The organism is Shewanella sp. Shew256, assembly GCF_002196695.1.
Classification (GTDB): domain Bacteria; phylum Pseudomonadota; class Gammaproteobacteria; order Enterobacterales; family Shewanellaceae; genus Shewanella; species Shewanella mangrovisoli.
This window is the reverse complement of the sequence record NZ_NAJR01000002.1, coordinates 635,103-657,086: the sequence shown is the minus strand read 5'-3', so window position 1 is coordinate 657,086 and position 21,984 is coordinate 635,103. Positions and strand designations below refer to the sequence as shown.

Annotated in this window: 18 protein-coding genes and 1 other RNA gene; 8 read left to right on the top strand and 11 right to left on the bottom strand. The window is 44.6% G+C overall.

The window, feature by feature from the left end:
* Positions 1-204: 204 nt before the first annotated feature.
* Complete coding sequence (locus B5P39_RS05685) at positions 205-2,034, bottom strand: DUF885 domain-containing protein (RefSeq protein ID WP_088210762.1); 1,830 nt, start codon at positions 2,032-2,034, stop codon at positions 205-207.
* A gap of 80 nt (positions 2,035-2,114) precedes the next feature.
* Between B5P39_RS05685 and B5P39_RS05680 the strand changes: the two genes are divergently transcribed.
* Entirely contained in the window at positions 2,115-2,624 is a 510-nt protein-coding gene (locus B5P39_RS05680) for a diguanylate cyclase domain-containing protein (RefSeq protein WP_011717515.1), read from the top strand.
* Between the two features lie 51 nt (positions 2,625-2,675).
* Here the strand turns inward: B5P39_RS05680 and B5P39_RS05675 are convergent, their stop codons facing one another.
* From B5P39_RS05675 to B5P39_RS05635, 9 genes are all read right to left on the bottom strand, one after another.
* Positions 2,676-3,923 carry a tetratricopeptide repeat protein gene (locus B5P39_RS05675; RefSeq protein ID WP_011717516.1) on the bottom strand — a complete coding sequence of 416 codons (1,248 nt, stop codon included), beginning with the start codon at positions 3,921-3,923 and terminating at the stop codon, positions 2,676-2,678.
* A 2-nt stretch (positions 3,924-3,925) separates the two neighbouring features.
* On the bottom strand, positions 3,926-4,549 hold the full coding sequence (locus B5P39_RS05670; protein ID WP_011717517.1) for an energy transducer TonB: 624 nt from the start codon (positions 4,547-4,549) through the stop codon (positions 3,926-3,928).
* Between the two features lies 1 nt (position 4,550).
* Complete coding sequence (locus B5P39_RS05665; protein WP_011623215.1) at positions 4,551-4,955, bottom strand: ExbD/TolR family protein; 405 nt, start codon at positions 4,953-4,955, stop codon at positions 4,551-4,553.
* Positions 4,956-4,968: 13 nt separating this feature from the next.
* Positions 4,969-5,496 (bottom strand): MotA/TolQ/ExbB proton channel family protein, encoded by a 528-nt coding sequence (locus B5P39_RS05660; protein WP_011626575.1) that lies wholly within the window; start codon positions 5,494-5,496, stop codon positions 4,969-4,971.
* Complete coding sequence (locus B5P39_RS05655) at positions 5,496-6,851, bottom strand: MotA/TolQ/ExbB proton channel family protein (RefSeq protein WP_011717518.1); 1,356 nt, start codon at positions 6,849-6,851, stop codon at positions 5,496-5,498. The genes B5P39_RS05660 and B5P39_RS05655 overlap by 1 nt, the downstream gene beginning before the upstream one ends.
* Positions 6,851-7,633, bottom strand: a complete 783-nt coding sequence (locus B5P39_RS05650) for a DUF3450 domain-containing protein (protein ID WP_011717519.1) — start codon at positions 7,631-7,633, stop codon at positions 6,851-6,853. Before B5P39_RS05650 ends, B5P39_RS05655 begins: the two co-directional genes overlap by 1 nt.
* 464 nt (positions 7,634-8,097) lie before the next feature.
* A complete protein-coding gene (locus B5P39_RS05645) occupies positions 8,098-10,998 on the bottom strand; it encodes a TonB-dependent receptor domain-containing protein (protein WP_088210761.1) in 2,901 nt (966 codons plus the stop codon).
* 281 nt (positions 10,999-11,279) lie between these two features.
* Positions 11,280-12,488, bottom strand: coding sequence for a porin (locus B5P39_RS05640; RefSeq protein ID WP_088210760.1), 1,209 nt, complete (start codon positions 12,486-12,488; stop codon positions 11,280-11,282).
* 220 nt (positions 12,489-12,708) lie between these two features.
* Positions 12,709-15,141, bottom strand: a complete 2,433-nt coding sequence (locus B5P39_RS05635) for a DNA polymerase II (RefSeq protein WP_088210787.1) — start codon at positions 15,139-15,141, stop codon at positions 12,709-12,711.
* Between the two features lie 140 nt (positions 15,142-15,281).
* On the opposite strand from B5P39_RS05635, the gene dinG reads away from it, so the two are divergent.
* The 6 genes from dinG to B5P39_RS05605 are packed head-to-tail and all read left to right on the top strand — an operon-like array spanning position 15,282 to position 20,727.
* Complete coding sequence (gene dinG / locus B5P39_RS05630) at positions 15,282-17,354, top strand: ATP-dependent DNA helicase DinG (protein WP_088210759.1); 2,073 nt, start codon at positions 15,282-15,284, stop codon at positions 17,352-17,354.
* Positions 17,355-17,363: 9 nt separating this feature from the next.
* On the top strand, positions 17,364-18,137 hold the full coding sequence (locus B5P39_RS05625) for a sulfite exporter TauE/SafE family protein (protein ID WP_088210758.1): 774 nt from the start codon (positions 17,364-17,366) through the stop codon (positions 18,135-18,137).
* A complete protein-coding gene (locus tag B5P39_RS05620; RefSeq protein WP_176399864.1) occupies positions 18,128-18,796 on the top strand; it encodes a primosomal replication protein in 669 nt (222 codons plus the stop codon). Before B5P39_RS05625 ends, B5P39_RS05620 begins: the two co-directional genes overlap by 10 nt.
* 9 nt (positions 18,797-18,805) lie before the next feature.
* The gene (locus B5P39_RS05615) at positions 18,806-19,498 is read left to right on the top strand and encodes a DUF2057 domain-containing protein (RefSeq protein WP_011717526.1); all 693 of its coding nucleotides are present in this window, start codon (positions 18,806-18,808) and stop codon (positions 19,496-19,498) included.
* A gap of 5 nt (positions 19,499-19,503) precedes the next feature.
* The gene (locus B5P39_RS05610; protein ID WP_088210757.1) at positions 19,504-20,406 is read left to right on the top strand and encodes a histone deacetylase family protein; all 903 of its coding nucleotides are present in this window, start codon (positions 19,504-19,506) and stop codon (positions 20,404-20,406) included.
* 33 nt (positions 20,407-20,439) lie between these two features.
* Complete coding sequence (locus tag B5P39_RS05605) at positions 20,440-20,727, top strand: late competence development ComFB family protein (protein ID WP_011717528.1); 288 nt, start codon at positions 20,440-20,442, stop codon at positions 20,725-20,727.
* Between the two features lie 182 nt (positions 20,728-20,909).
* Here the strand turns inward: B5P39_RS05605 and ffs are convergent.
* Positions 20,910-20,994: signal recognition particle sRNA small type (ffs, locus tag B5P39_RS05600), an RNA gene on the bottom strand.
* Positions 20,995-21,318: 324 nt separating this feature from the next.
* Between ffs and B5P39_RS05595 the strand changes: the two genes are divergently transcribed.
* Positions 21,319-21,936, top strand: coding sequence for a hypothetical protein (locus tag B5P39_RS05595; RefSeq protein WP_088210756.1), 618 nt, complete (start codon positions 21,319-21,321; stop codon positions 21,934-21,936).
* The last annotated feature ends 48 nt before the right edge of the window (positions 21,937-21,984 follow it).

Here is a 21,984-nt window from a genome sequence, read left to right as displayed (position 1 = left end):
GATTGTATTGCTTCCAGTTGATTGTTTTATATTGAGGTTTTGACACGATTGATGGGCGAGTTGATGGGCTATGTCGATCAGATCACCAGCTATGGTTTTAGTTCAACTGATTTAGGAAACAAAGCCTCTGTTTAATTAAAAAGTCTTAAACTGCGCCACGATCGATTTTGTTATCGATAACGGCGCAGCATAATTGACTCACTGTTAAGCCTTAGTCGCCGCAATCCAGCGGTCTATCTTCTGCTCCATCACCGCCATAGGGAGTGAGCCAGAGGTGAGGATCTGATCATGGAAGGCTTTTAGGTCAAACTTATCACCTAGGGCTTTTTCAGCACGCTCACGTAGGGCAAGGATTTTTAGCTGACCTACTTTGTAGGAAAGCGCTTGACCCGGAATCGCCATGTAGCGCTCAACCTCAGCAATAATATCCGACTCGGCCATGGGCGAATTATCCTTCATATATTGAATCGCTTGCTCACGGCTCCAGCCTTTGGCATGTAATCCCGTATCCACCACCAAACGCATCGCACGCAGCATTTCGTCTGACAGCTTACCAAAGTATTGATAAGGGTCGCTAAAGAGCCCCATTTCGATGCCTAAGTATTCAGCATACAGCGCCCAGCCCTCTTCGAAGGCTGTATAGCCACTGAAACGTTGGAACTCAGGAACACCTGTTAACTCCTGCTTAATGGCGATTTGGAAATGGTGACCAGGCGCGGCCTCATGTAATGATAACGTTGTCATGCCCCATTTCGGCTGAGCTTTTAGATTATAGGTGTTGATATAAAACACCCCTGGACGACTCCCATCCACAGCCGGTGATTCATAGGATGCGCCTGCAGCCGATTGCTCTCTAAAGCTTTCAACCGGTTTAACCACATAGTCGGCCTTTGGCATCACATTAAAATACTGTGGCAATACTTGGTTAATCTTATCTTTTAACACCATATAGCCATCGATTAGGCCTTGGCGATCGTTATAGAAGTATTGTGGCTCAGACGATAAAGAGGCGAAAAAGGCTTTTAAATCTCCTTTAAAACCCACCTGCTCACGGACTTTGTCCATCTCAGAAAGAATGCGCGCAACCTCATTCAGACCGATTTGATGAATTTCATCCACTGGCATGGTTGTGGTGGTATGTGAATTGGCTAAATGCTGATACCAAGCCTTACCGTTTGGCAGACCAGACCAACCGTCCGTTGCACGGGACTTAGGCAAATAAGTCTGCTTGAAGTAATCGCGCAGCCCCGTTAATGCTGGCACTAAACGCTCATTAATCATCGCCTGATAACTTGCCGTTAGCTCAGCCTTATCTTGGTCCGAAAACCCTTCTGGAAAGTGATTAATCGGTGAATAGAAAATGCTTTGGCTAGCATCCGTAGTAAGCATGGCATCAAGCTGTGGAATAATCCGCTCAACTAACACGCGAGGTAACACCACCTTACTGGCAATACCTTCATTCATGCGATTCTCGGCCAATTGGATCCAATCGATAAAGCCGTTAACACGCTGCTCCCAGTTGCGATAATCCTGTACTGTGTTAAAGGGCTGCGCACTCTCACCGCTACCCAGTTGCACCATAGTGATCACTGTGCTGTAGAACTGGCTGATCGGCATAAAGCGTGATGGGAAGGTTTCGTCCACTAAGGCCATTTCGCGGTCATACACAAACAGCGCATAGCTGAGTTGTAAATCGGCTGGCAATTGCTCAAGATCAATTGCCCTCACTTGCGCTAAATAACGGGTATTAAGAACATGACGCGCCTTAAGATATTCCTCGGTTAAGTCTCCACCAAACTGCGCGTTGTAATCATTAACACCGACAAAAGTGGCGTAAATCGGCTCTAACTTTAAGTAATCTTTAAAATAGGCATCGACTAAGGCAGCGTATTTAGACTCAGCGGTTTGAGCTTCAGTTTGCGCCGGAGCGGCTTGAGTCGAACCTTCCTGTACCGCAGCCGTTGTCTCAGGCTTTGAGCAGCCTTGTAAAGCAAACACTAACGCTATCGTTCCCGCTAATAAACTTAATTTCATCTTTTATATTTCTCCTTTTGGGTCCGTGATAGCCAAACTCTTCCTATACTTAGTTCAAAGTCTGCTTACGGGATTCATCTATGATCTACTCATTTCGTAACTCAGGTTTTAGGGATCCTGAAACAGGGGTCTATAACCAAACCTATTTCATGGAAGTATTCAACCGAGAGTGGCACAGGCACATACGCGAGCAACAAAGCTTGGCGTTATTGTATCTGTGCCCTCACATTCATGAAACCGTCAAACAACCCCATTTACTCGAATTCTTTACTAAACAGGTACAAGAAGCACTGCTACGGGCGACAGATTTGATTGCAAGGTTAGATCACAACCATTTTGCTTTGGGACTTTTCAATATTGATGAGGAAGGTACTGAGGTGGTGTTAAAACGTATCGAACAACATATTCAAGAATTTAATCAAGAATTTGGTAAAAATCACAAACTGAAAATCGATTATAAACTCGCAGCCTGCCTGTGCTTACCCACCCAAGAAAAACGTATCGAATCCTTATTTAACAATGTCTCAAAACTGTCACTCGAACTCGAACGCAATCAGCAACAATCGCAGGTGTTAGTAAAGCTTCAATAAAGAAAAAGCCCCTTACGGGGCTTTTTAGATCTGCATTGCGAATACAGTGAATTACAGTTCGACGTTGTGCATACGCGCTTTTTCTTTGATATAAGCGATATAGCTGTTTGCACTCTTCTCAGTCTTCTTATCCTTCGCGGCTAATACAGCGCGGTTATAAGCTGACTTGTACTGTTTCAAACTTAAATGGGCTAGCGCCAATTCGAAGTTTGCTTCACCAGGATGTTCAATACCTAAAGAGATGGCTTTCTCAAGCACTGGAATCGCTTCAGAGTATTTCTCATTCAAGCTCAGTAAACGACCTTGTTTCAGGTACAGCTTGCCATCGTTATTGATAGCAGCCGCTTTTCCATAAAACTCAGCAGCTTCTTTGAACTCTTTCGCGTTTTGGTAGAAACCAGCCAAAATCTCGTAAGATTTAGCATCTTCAGTGATGAGGCCAGACTTCATGTTCTTTTGGAATACTTTAGCTGCTTGATATGGTGCACCTTTCTGTGCCATCAGCTGAGCTAAACGAGTGATGTTAGCTCCAGAATCCAAGAAACCATTACGGTAAGCCAAATCATAAGTCGCTAGCGACTTATCATAGTCTTCTACCATCAGATAAAACTGTGCTAACTGAACCCATAATCTGCCATCATCCGGGAATAACGGCACCATGACTTCTAACACACCAACGGCTTTTTTATACTTCTTCTGGTTGAAGTAAGACGTCAGTTTCATCTGATACAGACCTTTATCAGGAGCTTCGGCGAGTGAAAGACCTTTATCAGCCACTTCAATCACTTTGTCCCACTGTTTCAGTTCTGTGTAAGCAATACCGATACGACGATACATTTGAGAGTCAGCCTTACAAGTGAAGTCCATCCACTTGTAATAGTAAGGAATCGCTTCCTTAAACTTCTTCTCTTGTAGCAACAAGTCGGCATAGAGGCGCAGTGTAGCCGCGTGATCTGTTCCACCTAAAATATCCGCTTCGACGGCTTGTTTCAGGTACTTGATCGCAGTATCCATCTTGCCTTTTTCGGCATAGAAGTTACCGAGCATACGCGCAACATACGCTTTATCGAAATCGTTCTTTGGGTTGGCTTCCAACAATACGGCAATCGCTTCATCAAGCTGGCCATTGGTGTAAGCTTCAAAGGATTTCTGAACCTTCTTGGCAGCACTTTCACCTACCGCTTTAGATTGGCGCTTATCGATTTCACATTTCTCAGCTGCAACAGCTGAAGAAACAGATAAGGCACCACCACAAAGAGACAGTAATAACGCAACTGCGATTTTATTTGCATTACGCATTGTTATTTGCCTCCTTTATCTAAAGTGAAGTCTAGTTGTACTGTCATGCCTGGTTGTTTAAGTGGCTTGCCATCAACAATCTTAGGCTTGTACTTCCACTTTTTCAGTGCACGGATTGCTTCTTTGTCGAATAAACGTTTAGGTTCAGCTTGGATAACTTCAACGTCATCTACACCACCTAATTCGTTAATCGTAAAGCGTAATTGTACCCAACCTTCTTTACCGTCACGCGCCGCAGCAATTGGATATTGTGGTTCGATACGGACGATAGGTGTTGCATCACCGTCACGCGTCATCATATTACCCAATTTGAAACCACCGGCACTGTGACCACCGGCTTCAACCCCACCCATATTGAACGACATAGACGTATCAATATTTGATGAAGTGTCTGGTGGCGTAGTATCAGGCTTCTGTGGTTGCTCTGGTGGTGGTGGCGGCTTAGGCACTACCCTTGGCTTATTCTGTGCTTTTGCATCCTGTCTATCCATGGTGATTTCAATTACAGGGGTCTCGGCCGATGTTTCAGCGCGTTGCGCCCCACCACCGACCAAGAACGCCATAAAAGCGAACAGACCAAAAGTCACAGCAGCACCAATAATGATTGATACTAGTGCTCTTAGCATATTAATCGTTCCCCGCAGATACCGAAATCTTATCTATACCAGCCGCTTTGACTTGGTCTAGAACTTTAACAACTAAGCCGTGTTGCGTATCTTTGTCGGCCTGGATCAGCACTGCTGCTTCAGGCGCTTCAGCTAGCATACGCTCAACGTTTGCAGTTACACGCTCGATATCAACCTGACGGTTTTCCATCATGATCACGCCAGTTTTGCTGACGCCGATAAAGATGTTAGCCGAAGGCTTAGAAGTCGCTTGTGAAGCTTTTGGTTTGTTATAGTCCAAACCAGATGGTTTCACGAATGACGTTGTTACAATGAAGAAGATCAGCATGATGAACACGATGTCGAGCATCGGTGTCATATCAATTTGCGCTTCCTCGTCTACACTGGAATGCTTTTTACGTGCCATGTTCAATCTCTCTCTAGTGGTGCGGCATGCTGTCTTTTAGCTTTTCTAAGCTGATTTTCATTTTGGCATCAAGGCGAGTACTGAAGAATACTCCCGATAATGCTGCAACCATCCCCGCCATAGTGGGCATTGTTGCCATTGAAATACCAGCCGCCATTAAACGAGCATTACTCGTCCCCTGAACTGCCATCACATCGAACACTGAAATCATACCGGTAACAGTACCTAACAAACCTATCATAGGACAAATCGCTACTAAGGTTTTAATGACCAGCATACGTGCATTCAAATCTTGCTTCGCTTGGGACAGCCAAGCTTCACGGATACGGTGTGCATACCAAGAGGTAGTTTCCTCTCTAGCATCCCATGCAGCTATGATTGCTTTATGTTGCTTTGGTGATATCCAATTAAGATACCAGTAACGCTCAAGCATCAATACCCACATTAAGAACAGCACAAACGCTACTAACCAGAGGACGTCGCCTCCGGAGGCCATGAAGCCCCTGACGGAATCCCATATGTCCATCAGGTGAATCATCATTAGTCAGCCCTCTTCTCAGCGTGCGCTGCGATGATACCAGCACTTTGCTCTTCCAGAACTTGCACGATTGACTTGCTACGAGCAACAACAACTGCGTGCATTAACATCAGAGGCAGAGCCGCAACCAGACCTTGAACTGTAGTGATCAGCGCCATAGAAATACCGCCAGCCATCAGTTTTGGATCGCCAGTACCGAACAATTGGATACTTTGGAAGGTTGCAATCATACCGGTTACTGTACCTAACAGACCCATCATAGGGGCGATAGCAGCCAGAACTTTGATGATTGAAATGCGAGACTCTAACGCAGGCGTTTCTTTCAGAATCGCTTCGTCAAGTTTCAGCTCTAATGTTTCAACGTCAACGTCTTTGTTCTCTTGATACACTTTCAGGATACGACCTAATGCGTTGTTACCTGGCTTATCAATGTTCTTACGTTGGCTGTTCACACGAGCGCCGATGATAGTCATAGTCACTAAACGTTCGATAGAGATCAACAGACCTAATGCTAACAGAGCGATAATGATGTAACCGATTGTACCACCCGCTTCTAAACGATCTTCAAAGCTTGCTTTGTTAGTGAAGATGTTTAACAGAACGCCACGAGCTGGGTCGATGTAGAATGGTGCAGTACCAGAAGTAGTTTGTTCCCACTTACCTACTGCACTAACTTGGTAGCCTTCTGGCTGTTGTGATAACTCTTGAATTAAACCTAATTCAGGGTTGTAAACAACATACTTTCCATCAGCAGTTAAGTTGTAAGTACCGATACGGTGAATCGTGGTGTTTTTAACGCTACCATCGATACCGGTTACAGAACCTTCGAATTTAACAACCTTACCAGATTGTGCCATTTCGAATAATTGTTCTTGCCAGAATTGCTCTAACTCTTCGATTTTTGGTAATTGCTTACGCGCACCTAAATCAGCGATGAACTTATCGCGATTTGGGTATTGAGCACTTACGTTTGAGCTCGCTAATTTACCAGCGAAATCGCCCGCTTCACCTTTAACCACACCGAACATCTCACCCAAGTCACCTTGAGCAGTTTTCAGGTCTTCTTCTAACTGAGCAATTTTACGCTCGTTGTCTAAGAAAGCTTGGTTTAGGTCTTTACCGCGTTGCTTCTCAGCCGCTAAAGCATCTTTTTCACGCTTTAACAGAGCCGCTTTATCGCCACGCTCAGCTTGGAACTCTTGTTCACGTTTGCTGTTAACTTTGCCTTCAGCAGCGCGATCAACTTTAACTTGCTGCAATAATTGATCGATGGTCTTAGGCGCATCAGCAGCGCTAGCCATACCAGCAGTTAAAGAAAAACTTGCAGCTAATACAGCTGTAGTAATTAACTTCTTCATTATTGTGCAGTCTCCGCAGCAGGAATTGGTAACGCGAATAGATCTAGAGCGCCTTGTTTACGGGCAATGCGGATACCTTTGGTCAGTTCACGCAAATAGCTGTCATCTAACTTATCCCAACCCTTAGATTCTGGGTTGTACATCCAGCCAGTCTTTTGATCTAAGCTCTGAGCATAAAGAGCTACGCGACCTAAGTTAAAGAAGTCTACTAATACTTCTTTACCGTCTAAGGTCAATTTACCTTGGTTAACTGCAACAGCACTACCGTATTCACGCTCGATGCTGTACGCATCCAGAATCAAACGGTATTTTTCAGCTAAAGTTACTTCAGCAGTGTTTAACAGTGTTTTTAACTCTTTAACGCGGTTAGCGCGAACTTCAGAGTTAAATGGCAGGTCTAATTGAACGAACTGTTCTAAAGACTCAACCATTTTAAACATTAAAGGCACAACGCCCTGACGCAGTTTATCTACGCCGTTAATGTCAGTTTGAATCGCGTCCATCGTTTTTTGTTGGTCAGCGACTAAGCTGGCAACGTAATCGTTATAGGACTTCAGTGATTCACGCTCATCAGCAACAGAACCATACTCAAAAAGCATGTCTTGTGCTTGATCGAAATACTTATCAACATTCTTTTGCGACGCAGCAGCATCAGCATGGATCATACTATCCGCTTTTTGCACGTCGGTAAGAGGATCTGCAACTACTAAGTTGCTGCTCGCTAATGCCAGCACGCCAACAAGTGCAGTAGCGATTTTTGTTCTATTGCTTACCTTGGACATAGTTCCCAACCAATTTGAAGTGAATAAAAAAGTTAACTTAACAGCAACATCACTTTAAGCAAGACTTACTTTAGTAAATGCTTACTGTAAGTCCATCTTTCTCTTGTGATTCTTAGTTTTTTCTTCCCTTTCCTATGCCTTTACAGGCATAGACCCGCTGGCATCATTTCACAAAATGTTGACCTGTGTCAACATTCGGGACACGTAAAAACTAGTGTAAAGAAGTCTTAGTTATGAATTTTTTTACGAAAGGTGTTTTTTTAAACAAACTGAGTCAAAGGGAGTAAATGCAGTTGGTGAATATGAGAAAATTCAGCTTAAAAATATTTGACAGGTACTACTTTTATTGCCATTAAACTATCTGTAGGTATGCAGCTTTTAATGCCGAACTTAATAAAAGTGCGCCCAAGGATATTTCCCGAGCGCACCTAGATTTGACTAATACTCTGAATTAGAGAGCTAAATTAAAACTTCTGATTCAGGTTTAAGAACCAGCTACGTCCAAATAAACGATACGTACTTTCGTCTGTATTAGCATTGAAGCCTGTTTCAATATATGGAGGCTTTTCATTGAACAAGTTAGTCACACCAAGAGTAACTGTTGTATTAGTTTTAAATGCATAACTTGCAGTTAAATCATGATACATCACACTTGGGATCTTATAAGTTGGTAAGTAACCATACTCACCTAGTAAATCTGACTTGGTCCAGTAAGTTAGATCTTGATAAGTCATGCTAGAGATATAGTTAGTACGGTACGTTACAGTTAAATCATCAAGTTTGTACGCGGTCGTGAAGTTCCACTTGTCTTTAGCATAGCTAGTATCGTTAATAAACGTACCTGCTACATCACCAAAGCCATAGCTATATTCCACGGTGCCATCAGGCATTTCAGTTGTTTCGAAAGAGTTTTCGCCACGTTCAAGGAAATGCGTCCACACAAAATTGAAGCTGAAGTCACCAAAACCAGTTTCTAATGCATAATTAGCTTCAAAATCAACACCTTTTGCAGTCATGCGAGCTAAGTTTGTGTTACGAGCTTCGATATAATCAATCGATCCATCGGACTTACGATTAACGTTTTGGCATAAAGTATCCAAACCACCAATATAGCAAGCATCCAGAGAATCAATTGGATCGATTGCTGTAATAACGTTATCAATATCTACAGCCCAATAATCTAAAGTAAGGCCTAAACCTTCAATAAAGTCAGGAGAATAGGCAACCCCAACAGTGAAAGTATCACCTTCTTCAGGTTCTAACTCAGGGTTACCACCAACTTTAGCCAGTTGCTGTTGGTCATCGTTATTTAAGCCGCCAGCAGGAACTCCATCGGCCATACAACGCGCTTGAGCATCCGCAGTGAGATTTGACCAGTTGTTTATACGGCAAGGATCTGTACCTGCATTAAAGGAATCACCACCAGGTGAATAGAGGTTACTAATCGTAGGAGCACGGAATACTGTACCATATGTACTACGGGCAAGCAGACCATCGAAAATAGCCCACTCTAAACCAGCTTGGTAAGTTGTCGCACCACCGAAGGTATTGAAGTTATCATAACGAATACCTACAGGCATTTCTAAACGTTCAACACCTGGTAAACCTTCTAGCAATGGCACACGGAATTCAGCAAAAAGCGAGTTCACATAGAAAGAACCAGAAGTCCCCTGACCTTTGTTACCAGACACTTGGCCCATGTACTTTCCTGAATCCACTTGAGAAACTAATTTCTCAGAGCGATATTCATAACCAAAGCCACCACTTACAGAGCCAGCTGGCAAATCAAAAATGTCACCACCTAAGAATGCCGTAAATGTATCGAGAGTGTATTTAGAAGTATCGACTAAAGGAGAGGTAATGTAATCTAACATCTCCTGAGTAATACTACCAGCACCACCGAATAAGTTTAGAGAAACGCAGTCAGCAATTGGGTTATCAGCTGTACCGCAGACGATGTTTCCATTTGCATCCTCAAAAGATGGGCCAAGTGCCTTAGCTAAGTTAGGACCATACAATTGACCAAAGTCAGTGCTTTGGATTTGTTCAATACCATAGTTATAGTTTACATCTAAAGACCAAGTGTCGTTTAGAGCAATCTCAGTACCTATAACTTGCTGAGCACGAAGCACATCCTGCTCAAATGAACGACCACCTTCAATCATACGACGACGAGCTTGTCTTACATCTTCACCGAATGGGTTGTAATAGTTGTCTTTAGATACACCATTTGAAGCAATACCTGTCGTCGGGTTAATAACAGTGTAACCTGGATCTGTACCCGTGTTAAATGGAACTGCCGCTAATTCTTGGCGAGAATTACGTTTGTTTATGCGAGTTTCAGAATAAACAGTTACTGAATCATTTAGCTCTACACTACCATCAACGTAAAAGTTTATCTTTTCGTACGGTGTTTGTAAGTAGTTTACTGGATTATAGTTATAAGTATCTGTTGCACCAGAATACTTCCTCATATCACTTAATGTAGCAACGCCTGAACCCACATCACCATTATCGCGACAGGTACCATTTGTAAATGAACCTGATTGGCTAAAGAGGAAAAAGTTACCGCAAGGGATAATCGAACTACCAGCATCAAAAGCGTTCGCACCATCTCTTCCTGGTGGAATTAAGCCGTTTTGAGCAAAACTTTCTGGATCATCTATATTCCATGGATGTTGGAAAAAGTCGATATCAGTTACATCACCTTGATAAACTTCATCCTGCTTAACATAATCGAGGTTTACAACGAAATGACCAGAATCGAATTTCTTACCAGCTAATAAACTGAAGCTTGTTTGTTCACCAGCACTTACATCAAAGTTCTGCTTGGTCTGAGCATTAAACTCTACGCCATCAAAATCACGCTTAGTAATAATGTTAACTACACCAGCAACAGCATCTGCACCATAAGTAGCTGAGGCACCATCTTTCAGAATTTCAACACGCTCAATCATTGATGCAGGAATACCTTGCATATCTGATGAAACTGGACGGCGACCATTAATAAGCACCAACGTACGAGATGCTCCTAGGCCCCTTAATTCAACATATGCATCACCATTACCACCGTTGTTAGTAGTTGTCGCAATTGGTGAGCCAGACATAACAGATGTCGATTGTAAAAATTCACCAATATCCTGAACACCAAGACTTGCAATTTGTTCTGATGTGACAGTGGTTACTGGAGTTGCAGTTTCTAAGTCAGTTCTTTTAAGACGAGAACCTGTTACCTCAATACGTTCTACTTTATCAGCGCCGACTTCATCAGCAGCCATCACTAATGGCACGTTTAGCGCAGTTGCAGCTACGCCACCAATCAATGCGAAACGCACAGACTTGGCTAAAAAGTTATTCTTATGCATTGTCTATCTCCCTGGACATATTATGTCTTTATTATAATCCGCTTATTTAATAAGCAGTTTCAAACAGGAGTACCTCGAAAAACTACGGAGCACTCAGCGAAAACAATAAAATCACATATAAAACCTTTAATCAACATAAAATAAACAAATAAAACAAAATGAAGACAAGGTAATCATAAGAGAACTGAGGAAGCGTCGGTAAAAACAAAAACGCCAGTCATTGCTGACTGGCGTTTTTTGTTAACTTTTAGTTATCTAGTTTCTAGATAAACAGTTGAGGCTTAAAGCGTATAGCGGATACCAATGGCGATACCGTCGTCTTCTGACAATGACATTCTTGCTTCTTGCGCTTGATCTGAGCTGGTAAAGTCGCTGTAATCTTTACGTGCTTCAACATACAGAACCGTGTTTGGATCCCAAACAAAGTGTAAACCTACAACTACAAACTGACGTTTGAACACATCGTTAGGATCGGCATTAAAGTTGGGTTGAATAACATAGTCTTTACCTGCATCCAGAATGTTGTAAGACACAAATGGACGCAGACCATTGTCAAACTTGTAAGAAACTAAAGTTTCAACACCATAGGCATCTTTGATCAAGCGGCCAATGTTGTCGGTATCATGGTTTTCTTCTTTGTGAACGTTGGCCGCAACATATAAGCCATCTTTATCGAAGTCGCCCCAAGTTGCGCCCACGCCGTAGATCAGATCAACAGCGGTTTTTTGATCGCCATTGCCATAGGCAATATCAAATTCACCGCGGTTAATACCCGCCATCAAGCTTAGCTTATCTGTCGCTTTGTAAGTTACAGAGCCGCCATAGGTGTAATCATAAGTGACTTGTTGCGCTTCTTTCTTACCTGCGTTCCATTCCACTTCACAGGCTGCTTCTGTGATGTTTTCGATATCACAGGTATAGAAACTGCTGTTTTTTAATTGCGCCTGAACCGCGAAGCTCACATCACCAATGCTGTTACGGTATTGAACAACTTTGTCACCACGACCAACGCCGTTTACTGCACCGTCGTCTTTGTTAAAAGTGTAAACACCAGCCGCGTTACCATCCCATACAAAACCGTAGTTGGTGTTGTAAACCACGTCATACCAAGCCCCCCATTGCTTACCAATAGTGATAGTGCCGTACTCATCGTGGCTAATGCCCGCGTAACCTAAGCGGTTGTAGAAAAACTCATCTTGTACAGATTCGAAGCGGTTGTTATAGACAATATCGCTGCTGCCAACAGGGTTCACACCCCATTCCAATTTAGCAAAGGCGTTCCAACCGTGGGTTAACTCACGGCTGAAACCAAAATTAATTCGAGAAGCACCATTAACAACCTCAGTTTCACCTTGAGTGTTGATTACGCGCGCATCGATAAAGCCACCGATTTCTACCGCATTTTTATCATCTTTGTAGATTTCGATTGCAGATACAGTTGGGGCGAGAAAGAGTGCTGCTAGCGCAGTTGCTACTAACGTTTTGTTCATTTGGTGCTTAACCTTTTCGTTTATGTTTTATCAACGTCATTCCGTTGTTATATTTCCTTACAATTTCCCAGTGAGAGTAGCAAATTTTCATTACACTCTCCAAGCGAAACCTAAAGATTATGTAGAGAAACATCACAAAAACAGCGGGTTTAACCTCTATAAAACAGGTTAAAACACTACAAAGACCCGCAAACAAAACACAAAACACACAATGAAAACACTAAATTAACAACAGCTGATTCGACGTAATGCTGGTGTAATTTAGTTTCATTATTGAAAAAACAGGCTCTGCAATAGGGCCAATTTGCTTATCAATGTAGTACTGATAATCAATTGTAGACGATCTATGCGAAACGGGTTCAGGACCGTTTACAGTAATCACATAATCAATCTGTGCCCCTCGCTTGCCAAAGGATGACTTTCCTGTTAATTCACAAAGCTGGCGCGCGACTTTCACATGGGGAGAAGACTTAGCCGTGTATTCGTCTAAATTACGGCGCATACGCTTACTAAACACAAGCTCATCATCGCGCTTGCCCGCTTGAAGTTCGCCGATAACATCAGCCAAATAACCACTAATATCCCGTTGGTTAAACATGCGCTCATAGAGTTCAGCCTGCACCTTGCGGGCTAAGGGGCTCCAATCGCTACGAACCTGCTCCATTCCCTTAAAAGTGATTTCTAACGCTCCGCTATGGTTACGCCAAGCTCCAACATAGCGCTTTTTACTCCCCTCCTCCGAGCCCCGCAGGGTCGGCATAAAAAACTGTTCGTAGTGGCGCTCAAATTGCAGCTCGAGAAAACTTTCTAGCTGAAACTCCTGCGCAATTTTACTTTGCCATTGCTGATTCATTCGCGCGGCAATCTGCTTACCTAAGGCATTAATATCACTGAGATCGGGTTCTGGGCCTAAATAGACGAAGGTGGAGTCCGTATCCCCATAAATGACTTGGTAGCCCATCTCCTCAATCCACGCGCGGGTTTGTTTCATAATTTGATGACCGCGCATGGTGATGGAGCTTGCCAGTTTCGCATCGTGGAACACACAGCCTTGGGAGCCTAAAACCCCATATAGCGAATTCATAATGATTTTAATCGCTTGCGATAAAGGCGCATTCGCCTCCCGCTTAGCTTTCTCACGTTGCTCTGAGAGATTTTGGATGAGTTTGGGCAGAATAGGTTGATGCCGATTAAAACGCGCGCCCAAAAAACCCGGAACAGTTTCAGGCTCATCTAATGCAGATCCGTCCTCATAATCTAAACCTTCAATCAACCCCTTAGGATCAATCAAAAAAGTTCGGATAATCGATGGATAAAGGCTTTTAAAGTCAAACACTAAAATATGCTGATAAAAACCAGGGACAGAATCCATAACATAACCGCCTGGGCTTTCAATCCCTTGACTGGCAGGCTCAGCGGGCGCGACGAAACCCGCTCTATGTAAATGCGGTAGATACAAGTGGTTGAATGCGGCGACCGAGGCGCCTACGCGCCCCAGTTCTAACCCCGTTAACTCGGCGCGAGCGAGGGCAAAATCCCACAATTGAGTATGTTCAAAAATATCCCACACTAAGCGACTATCAGTCAGGTTATAGTGAGCAAGCCCTTGTTTATTTTCGGCAAATAACGAATCAATCTCTTGGGATCGATTTTCCACATCGTGAATCGCTTTGCCTTCGCCCAGCAACGCTTGAGCGACAAACTCCAAGGAGAAACGCTCGAATTGATAAAAGGCCGCCTTTAACCAATCGATACCATCGAGCACCACACGCCCTGGCAAACTTAAGGTTTCTGGCCGAAATTTATTCTCAACTTTCCACTCAAGGAGCGCGCCACCTCGACCAATACGCAGCGGGATCCGGTGCAGTAACGCACGTCGATATAGCAGGGCCAAGTCAAAGGTCACCACCGACCAACCAATGATCACATCGGGATCAAACTCTGTAAACCAGGTGATGAGACGATGGATAAGTGCGGCCTCATCGTTCACCCATTCGATATAGATTGCAGCATCTGGCTGCGCCTCGCCCACCATAATAACTTTCTCATAGGGCTGAGATTGCGCATCGCGTCCATAAAGGGCCACGGAATAGAGTAAACCGTCAAAACTGCATTCAAAATCGAGGGAGATAGAGCGCAGTTTAATTGCAGACTGCGGCGCAACCGCTTTGGCGCGGATGGCGCTAAAAACAGACAACTGTCCATCTATGCCTACTTTGCTAACAAAATGCCCTAAAAATGCCACATCGAGCGCCACAAAGCGCTCGATTAAAAAGCGCTGCTCGGGACGGATATCCGCCTCAAATAAGGGGATCCCCGCATCTGTCGCTATCCGATGCAAGTGACGAAACACACTACTCGATGGAGCATAAATCGCCGCCACGCTTTGTCTTTTAAAGCTTTTAAGCGTAAGCGGCACAAAGCGTAGTGCCAGCCCCGGCGTTTGTAACTGCAATGCCGCCATATCGCTTTGATGACAAAAACAAATGTACTCAGAGCCAGGTAACTCCACCAACACAGGGCCTGAAACGGTGGCGAGATAATACTGCAACACAAGCGTTGCACCGCGCGTTATAGCATGGCGCGTGAGGACGCGTCCCTGTACACTCACAGGCGCAGCCGTGTCAGGCGTCAGACTCTCGGGGGGATTCAACTGCGGTTTCACTCTAAGGCTCTCGCTGTTTATTGATTCTCGGGACACAGAATAAAATTGCCATAAAATGGCAGAAAAGTTTCTTAGGCTATGCAATCACTGTTATTATGTACAGCATTAATTCGATAAAGTAGTGCCGCATGTTACCTGACAACGTAAAAAACCAGATCCGCGCTATCTATAAAGATATTGCCGCCGCTTTACCTAATTTTAGGCCACGCCGCGAGCAAAATTTTATGGTGGCAGAAATCTCTAAGACCCTAGCTGGCGACTATGACAAAGATAGACGCATCATAGTGGTCGAAGCGGGTACGGGGATTGGTAAATCATTGTCTTATATTTTAGGCACGATACCACTTGCGCTCGCGAGTAAGAAAAAGGTCTGTATCGCCACGGCAACCGTGGCGCTGCAGGAGCAGTTACTGCACAAAGACTTACCGTTTTTTCTCGAACAATCAGGGCTAAACTTTCGCTTTGGTCTGGTAAAAGGGCGCCAGCGTTATGTCTGTTTATCTAAACTTGCCATGCTGATCGGCGATGATAACAGTACCCAAATGGCCATGTGGCAAACAAAGCCGGATAACAGCCAAATAGCCATGCTGCAGGAGCTGCTCAGCGACTTTAATGAAGGCCGCTGGAACGGTGAAATCGATACGCTATCGACACCGATACCGGATCATCTCTGGCAGCAAATCGCCTGCGATAAACACAGTTGTCATCGGCAACTCGCCAGTCATCGTAATTGCCCGTTTCACAAGGCCCGCGAGGATGTGGATACCTGGGATGTACTGATCGCCAACCACAGTTTGCTGTTTGCCGACTTAGAGCTCGGCGGCGGGGTGATTTTGCCCGATCCCGAAGACGTTTTTTACGTCATTGACGAAGCTCACCACTTACCTATCGTTGCCCGGGACTTTTCTAGTGCACAGGCGACGCTTAGGGGCGCTGCCGACTGGCTCGAAAAAGTCGGTAAGACCAGCGCAAAATTACAAAATCAGATAAAGAGCAACAATATTATCGCCCCAGCGCAGGCGATGCAGGATCATATCGGTGACTTAATCGCTCAGCTCAATCAAGTCGCCCACTTTTGTGACACTCAAACCAAACAGTTTGCCAATCCCGAGAGCCGCTATCGGTTCGAACACGGTAAATTGCCCGATGCACTAAAAATTCCCGCCGAGAATCTCGCGGCCACCTCTAATCTTGCCCTTAAGCAATTTAACAAGATGCAATTATTGCTGGCCGAGGCGATAAAAGATGGCGATATTCCTAAGCATCAAGCGGAAGCGTTACAGGCCGAAATGGGTTTTATGCTGCAGCGACTCGAAAATCTACAAAAGCTCTGGAAAATGATGGCAAAGGAAGATTCCACGAAAGGCGCGCCCCTCGCCCGCTGGATTGAATTGCTCACAGGCAAACAGGTCGATTATCTGTTTAGCGCCTCACCGATTGAAGTCGGGTTTATGCTCGAGTCTATGCTGTGGCAAAAGGCGGCTGGCGTCGTGCTATGTAGTGCAACGCTTCGGGCGCTGAATAACTTCGACCATTTCGCCCATCAAGTGGGATTATCGGTAAAGGACGGCAGTCGTTATCTCGCCCTGCAATCCCCCTTCGATTATCCGAATAACGCCACGCTCTACTTACCTAAGATGAAAACCGAGCCGACGGACGATGCCTATACCGCTGAGCTTGCCGAACACATTTTGGAGCTGATTGAAGGCGAAATGGCCACCTTAGTGTTGTTTGCATCTTACTGGCAAATGGAGAAAGTCGCCGAGTTGCTCGAGGGCAAACTCACGCAGGAAATTCTTATTCAAGGTAATGCCCCGCGCCAACAATTGCTTGAGACCCACAAAGCCAAGTGCGACAAAGGTGAGCCGAGTATCTTGTTCGGCACCGGCAGTTTTTCTGAAGGCTTAGACTTACCTGGGGATTACCTCACCAACCTCATCGTCACTAAACTGCCCTTTGCCGTGCCGACCTCGCCCGTCGAGCAAGCCCATGCCGAGTATGTGAAAATAAAGGGCGGAAATCCGTTTCTGCAACTCACCATTCCAGATGCATCGCGAAAGCTTATCCAAAGTTGTGGTAGATTACTGCGTAAAGAGCAGGATTATGGCCGAGTCACTATCCTTGATAGACGATTAGTGACCAAACGTTACGGCAAATCCTTGCTAGACGCTCTGCCCCCCTTTAGACGAGTCATTGAGTAGGATTAAGATTTGGAGTTGTTACTCGAGCCCAGTAATTGGGCCCTGTTGGCTGTCATTGGCTTAATTGCAGGTTTTATCGATGCCGTAGTCGGTGGTGGAGGCCTGCTCTCCATTCCTGCCCTGCTCACCCTCGGGATCCCGCCCCACACCGCCTTAGGTACCAATAAATTTGCCGCCAGTTTTGGCTCATCCATGGCAGCTTGGACCTATTATCGACAACATCTGCTCAAACCCAGTTTTTGGTATATGGCGTTTATCGCCACCTTTATTGGCGCGGTACTTGGCAGTGTGTTGGTGTACTTATTAAATGCCCAGTGGCTTGAAAAAGCCTTACCACTATTGATTATTGGCATCGCGATATACAGCTTGCTGAGCCCCAATGCTATCTCGGATACCGATTGCCAGGCACCAACAAAAGCTCAATCTAAGCTCAAACAAAGTCTGCAAGGGCTCTTGCTGGGTGCTTATGATGGTTTTGCAGGCCCAGGCATTGGCGCCTTTTGGACTGTGAGTTCAGGCACTTTATACAAATTACCGCTGTTGCATAGCTGCGCGCTTGCCAGGGCCATGACCTTTACCAGTAACTTGACGGCGCTGGCGATCTTTGGCTTTCTTGGGCAAGTCCATTGGCAAATCGGCCTGTGGATGGGGTTATCTATGATGCTCGGCTCCTTTATCGGCGCCCGCTGCGCGATAAAATTTGGTATGCCTTTTATTCGGCCTTTGTTTATATTAATTGTCCTGTCAATTGCCGCTAATCTGGCGTGGAGCGCATGGTTTTGAACACTTCGCAGCTAATCAGCACGTTGAAAAATCAGCTAACAACCCTTGAGCAAGAAGTGCTGCAACACGACAGTCACCTTGCGCCGAGTCAGCGCAAACTCCTGCAGGATATTGAGCGCTTTAATCAGTCGCTGTTTATTCAAAATGGCGCTCAGCTGATGCCCTGCATTGAACAAATACGTAATAGTATCGGTCAGTTAGAGAAACAAATCGCACTAAAACTCGCGCCGCAAACCATCGCCTTAAGCTGTGAGCGTATTCAAGACCGCTTTACCGCGGTTAAACGGGCGCTACTGACGACCTCAATCGATATAAAGTCTAAAAATCAACAACGTGCCAGTAAGCGCGCGCGTTTTGCACAGCAACAGGCACAGTCGCACCAAGCCAGCGGGTTTGCTTGGATTGCCAGCAATGTGTTACAAAATAGCCACGAAATCTATGCCGAATTAAACAAGCATCTGAATTGGGCGAAGAAATTTGAACAAAAAATTGCAGAAATGGAGTCAAAACTTGAAAACTGTCATAGTGCTGACAAAATCCGTTTGCAAAATGACATCCTTTTGATGCATCGTCGTTTGGGTAAATGCAGGCAAGCCATCAGTTATATTGAAGATCGCATTCAAGCATTCGAACGTCCGCATCAGAGCCATAATCGTTAAGGAGCAACAATGAAATCACTTTTGCCAATCAGCAGCCTGCTAGTGCTACTCGGCTCTGCCTCAGCCTTTGCCGCAGATCTGAATATCCCTATGTCCTTCGAATACCTTGCCCTCGATGGCAAAAAAGTCGAGTCCAGTGTATTCAACCATAAAAGCAGCTTAGAGTTGGCGCCCGGCACTCACAAAATCGCAATCCGTTACCATGAGATGGTTGAAGACGATTTCAGTGACAGCCAAACCTTCGTTAAGTCATCGCCTTTTATCGTGACCTTAGAAGTGGACGGCGATCATCAATATTATTTGCAAGCCGCCGAGGGCAAGGTCGTTAAAAAGCCTAAAACCTTCGCTCAAAACCCACAAGTGGTGTTAACCCGTGCTGATAAAGGTCAGGTGAATTACCAAGTGACAAACACCGATATTGAAGAAGAGAGCTTTGTCTCCCGTCTCTTTAGCGGTAATCAAGCGGTAGATGTGTCAGGTACTGCCGCCGCAGCAACGGGCGCAGCAGGCACAGCGGCGGTTGTTGCCGCGCCAGCACCCACTTCGGCGCAGGCAGCCGTTAACGCCACCTCATTAACCGCTCCAGTTGATACATCTAAAGCAGCTGGTGCGAATCCACAGCAAATGTTGCAATACTGGTGGTTACAGGCCGATGAGAAAACACGTAAAGAGTTTATGAGCTGGGCGATTTCTCAACTCTAATCAAGATGATCCCATTGGTTTATCACGCCAGCTACTCCAAGCTGGCGTTACCCTCCCACCATCGCTTTCCCACTACAAAATACGCGCGTCTTTACCAGTATCTGCTCGATAATCAACTGGCTGTACCGGCTCAATTTCATACTCCCTCCCCCATGACGGCTGAAGATGTTATACAGGTGCATCAGCAAGATTATGTCGAACAATTTATCCAAGGCAGCTTAGCGAGTCCGGCCTTAAGACGCATCGGCTTTCCATGGAGTGAAGCCTTGGTTGAGCGCACCTTGCATTCGGTATCGGGGACGAGTTTGACCGCAAGCTTGGCACTACAAACGGGTATCGCCCTTCACTTAACGGGTGGCTATCACCATGCTCATTATGACTTTGGCAGTGGCTACTGTATTTTCAATGACTTAATTATTGCCGCTCGCAAACTGATGGCCGAGCAGCAGTTACATAAAGTGTTGATTTTTGACTGTGATGTGCACCAAGGCGATGGCACCGCCACCCTTAGCCACAGGCATCAAGGTATAATAAGTTGCTCCATCCACTGCAAAGAGAATTTCCCGAGTCGCAAACAGCAATCCCACTATGATATTGAATTGACTAAGGGTTCGGATGATAGCGCTTACCAGGAAACCGTCGAGCAGACTCTCGAACTGCTGATTCGCCTCCATCAGCCGGATCTCATCCTGTATGACGCTGGCGTCGATATCCACCAAGATGACGACTTAGGCCACCTAATGATCAGCAAGCAGGGTTTGTATCAACGTGATTTAACCGTGTTATCTATGGCAAAAGCGGCAAATATTCCTGTTGCGGCGGTAATTGGCGGCGGCTACAGCCGAGACGAACTACAATTAAGCCAAAGACATAGCCAACTTTTTATTGCAGCCAACCATTTGTGGTAGCAAACTCAATAAAAATCATCATGGAGCACAGCGATGCAACTCGAAATCCGTAACTATTACGAAGTTCTCTTAATGGAAATGTTATCCGATGAAGGCCTGATGGATGAATTGCCGGAGGATTATTTAGCCGATCTCTGCTGTGTTACGCTTAATCAACTGCCAGTACGCTATATTCGCCACCTAGTAGATACCTATTTCTTCGAAGATTACAACGAGTTACAAGAAATGAAACGAGAAATCCAAGCCGCATTAGAAAAATCTCGTGCCTTTCTTAAACAGAATCTACAAAAAAGAATGCAGCAGGAAGAAGCCGACAGCTAAGTCGCGCGGTAATGGCATCACTACATCGATTTACCATAAGCTTTTACGACTGAATTCAGCAGATACGACTGAATCCAGCAGAATTGGCTAAATAAATGAGCTTAAGTTGTTAGAGATAATGGATTCGGATTGAAGATAAAGAATAGTAAAACATGATGAGGAGATTTGGAGGTTCCCCTAGAGCCGACACCCCGGCACACGAGTCGCTTGCTGCGGTTGCTCCCTTCCGGGCCTGGCCGAGTTCACAAGTTATCATTGCGGGGGTTACAGGGTTACCTTCAATTTCTTTACCCTAGTTCTGACTGAGGTAGAAAAATTTGTTGATGACCCCCTTGTTGTACCACTAATGAATAAGTCAGTGCAAGCTTAGGAGTTTGTTTAGAAACGTCTACAGAAACCATTTCACAATGTTTCTCCAGGTTAAACACCTCACACATCAACGTATCTATTACACATGTCACGCTGACAACGAACCGACCACTATCTACGCATCAGTATTTTCCCTTTAATTTTCTACTCAGATCGTGGAAATAGATATAACCTTCAGATAACTTAGAAATTTATGTTTTATCAAGACGAGAAGTTGAAATCATGACAGAAGACATTCTTGAGCAAATCGGAGCAGACTGGTTGCTGAGCAACCCAGGAACATTCATCAAAACTAACCTCAAGTATCGCCCGTTACCGACTTCGAAAGCATACAATCAAAACCAAGATCAGATACACTCAGATATTGACATAATTTCAATAAATATTAACAACTTAGACACAATAAAAGTATTTAATTGTAAGTCATGGCTCGACGGATTTGATTGCCGAAAGTTTCTTGAAAAATTGAATGATGAAAAAGGCAGACAATCTATGTATGGAGGTAAACCAATCTGGAAGCATTTTAGAGAGCTTACATCTGAAAAATGGACTGATGCATTTATAGCAAAATTACTTAAAGAAAATCCCCACGCCAAACAGATTGAGTATTATGTTTTATGCATTAAATCCAAAAACAAAGAAATTGCGAGTGAATGGATAGAGCTACCTGTGATACAGCAGGTTTTTAGAGATAAGAAGTTGAAAATATGCAAAATTGGCTGCAAAGACTTAAATGATATCATCGATGGTATAGCTCCCCCTGAGCCTGGAACAGTAGTAAATTCTCACATCGGCAGAACACTACAGATACTTAGAGCAGCCAATAAACTAAACAACTGACAGTTTTACTTACTTTTAATGCTAATATCACTTTCAAGATTATCATAA

Excerpts from the sequence above, each read along its gene's own strand:
- B5P39_RS05660 (WP_011626575.1), bottom strand. The coding sequence starts at position 5,496 with ATGATGATTCACCTGATGGACATATGGGATTCCGTCAGGGGCTTCATG.
- B5P39_RS05615 (WP_011717526.1), top strand. The coding sequence starts at position 18,806 with ATGAAATCACTTTTGCCAATCAGCAGCCTGCTAGTGCTACTCGGCTCT.
- B5P39_RS05675 (WP_011717516.1), bottom strand. The coding sequence starts at position 3,923 with ATGCGTAATGCAAATAAAATCGCAGTTGCGTTATTACTGTCTCTTTGT.
- B5P39_RS05645 (WP_088210761.1), bottom strand. The coding sequence starts at position 10,998 with ATGCATAAGAATAACTTTTTAGCCAAGTCTGTGCGTTTCGCATTGATT.
- dinG (WP_088210759.1), top strand. The coding sequence starts at position 15,282 with ATGTTACCTGACAACGTAAAAAACCAGATCCGCGCTATCTATAAAGAT.
- B5P39_RS05665 (WP_011623215.1), bottom strand. The coding sequence starts at position 4,955 with ATGGCACGTAAAAAGCATTCCAGTGTAGACGAGGAAGCGCAAATTGAT.
- B5P39_RS05640 (WP_088210760.1), bottom strand. The coding sequence starts at position 12,488 with ATGAACAAAACGTTAGTAGCAACTGCGCTAGCAGCACTCTTTCTCGCC.
- B5P39_RS05595 (WP_088210756.1), top strand. The coding sequence starts at position 21,319 with ATGACAGAAGACATTCTTGAGCAAATCGGAGCAGACTGGTTGCTGAGC.
- B5P39_RS05680 (WP_011717515.1), top strand. The coding sequence starts at position 2,115 with ATGATCTACTCATTTCGTAACTCAGGTTTTAGGGATCCTGAAACAGGG.
- B5P39_RS05620 (WP_176399864.1), top strand. The coding sequence starts at position 18,128 with ATGGTTTTGAACACTTCGCAGCTAATCAGCACGTTGAAAAATCAGCTA.
- B5P39_RS05655 (WP_011717518.1), bottom strand. The coding sequence starts at position 6,851 with ATGAAGAAGTTAATTACTACAGCTGTATTAGCTGCAAGTTTTTCTTTA.
- B5P39_RS05685 (WP_088210762.1), bottom strand. The coding sequence starts at position 2,034 with ATGAAATTAAGTTTATTAGCGGGAACGATAGCGTTAGTGTTTGCTTTA.
- B5P39_RS05670 (WP_011717517.1), bottom strand. The coding sequence starts at position 4,549 with ATGCTAAGAGCACTAGTATCAATCATTATTGGTGCTGCTGTGACTTTT.
- B5P39_RS05650 (WP_011717519.1), bottom strand. The coding sequence starts at position 7,633 with ATGTCCAAGGTAAGCAATAGAACAAAAATCGCTACTGCACTTGTTGGC.
- B5P39_RS05610 (WP_088210757.1), top strand. The coding sequence starts at position 19,504 with ATGATCCCATTGGTTTATCACGCCAGCTACTCCAAGCTGGCGTTACCC.
- B5P39_RS05605 (WP_011717528.1), top strand. The coding sequence starts at position 20,440 with ATGCAACTCGAAATCCGTAACTATTACGAAGTTCTCTTAATGGAAATG.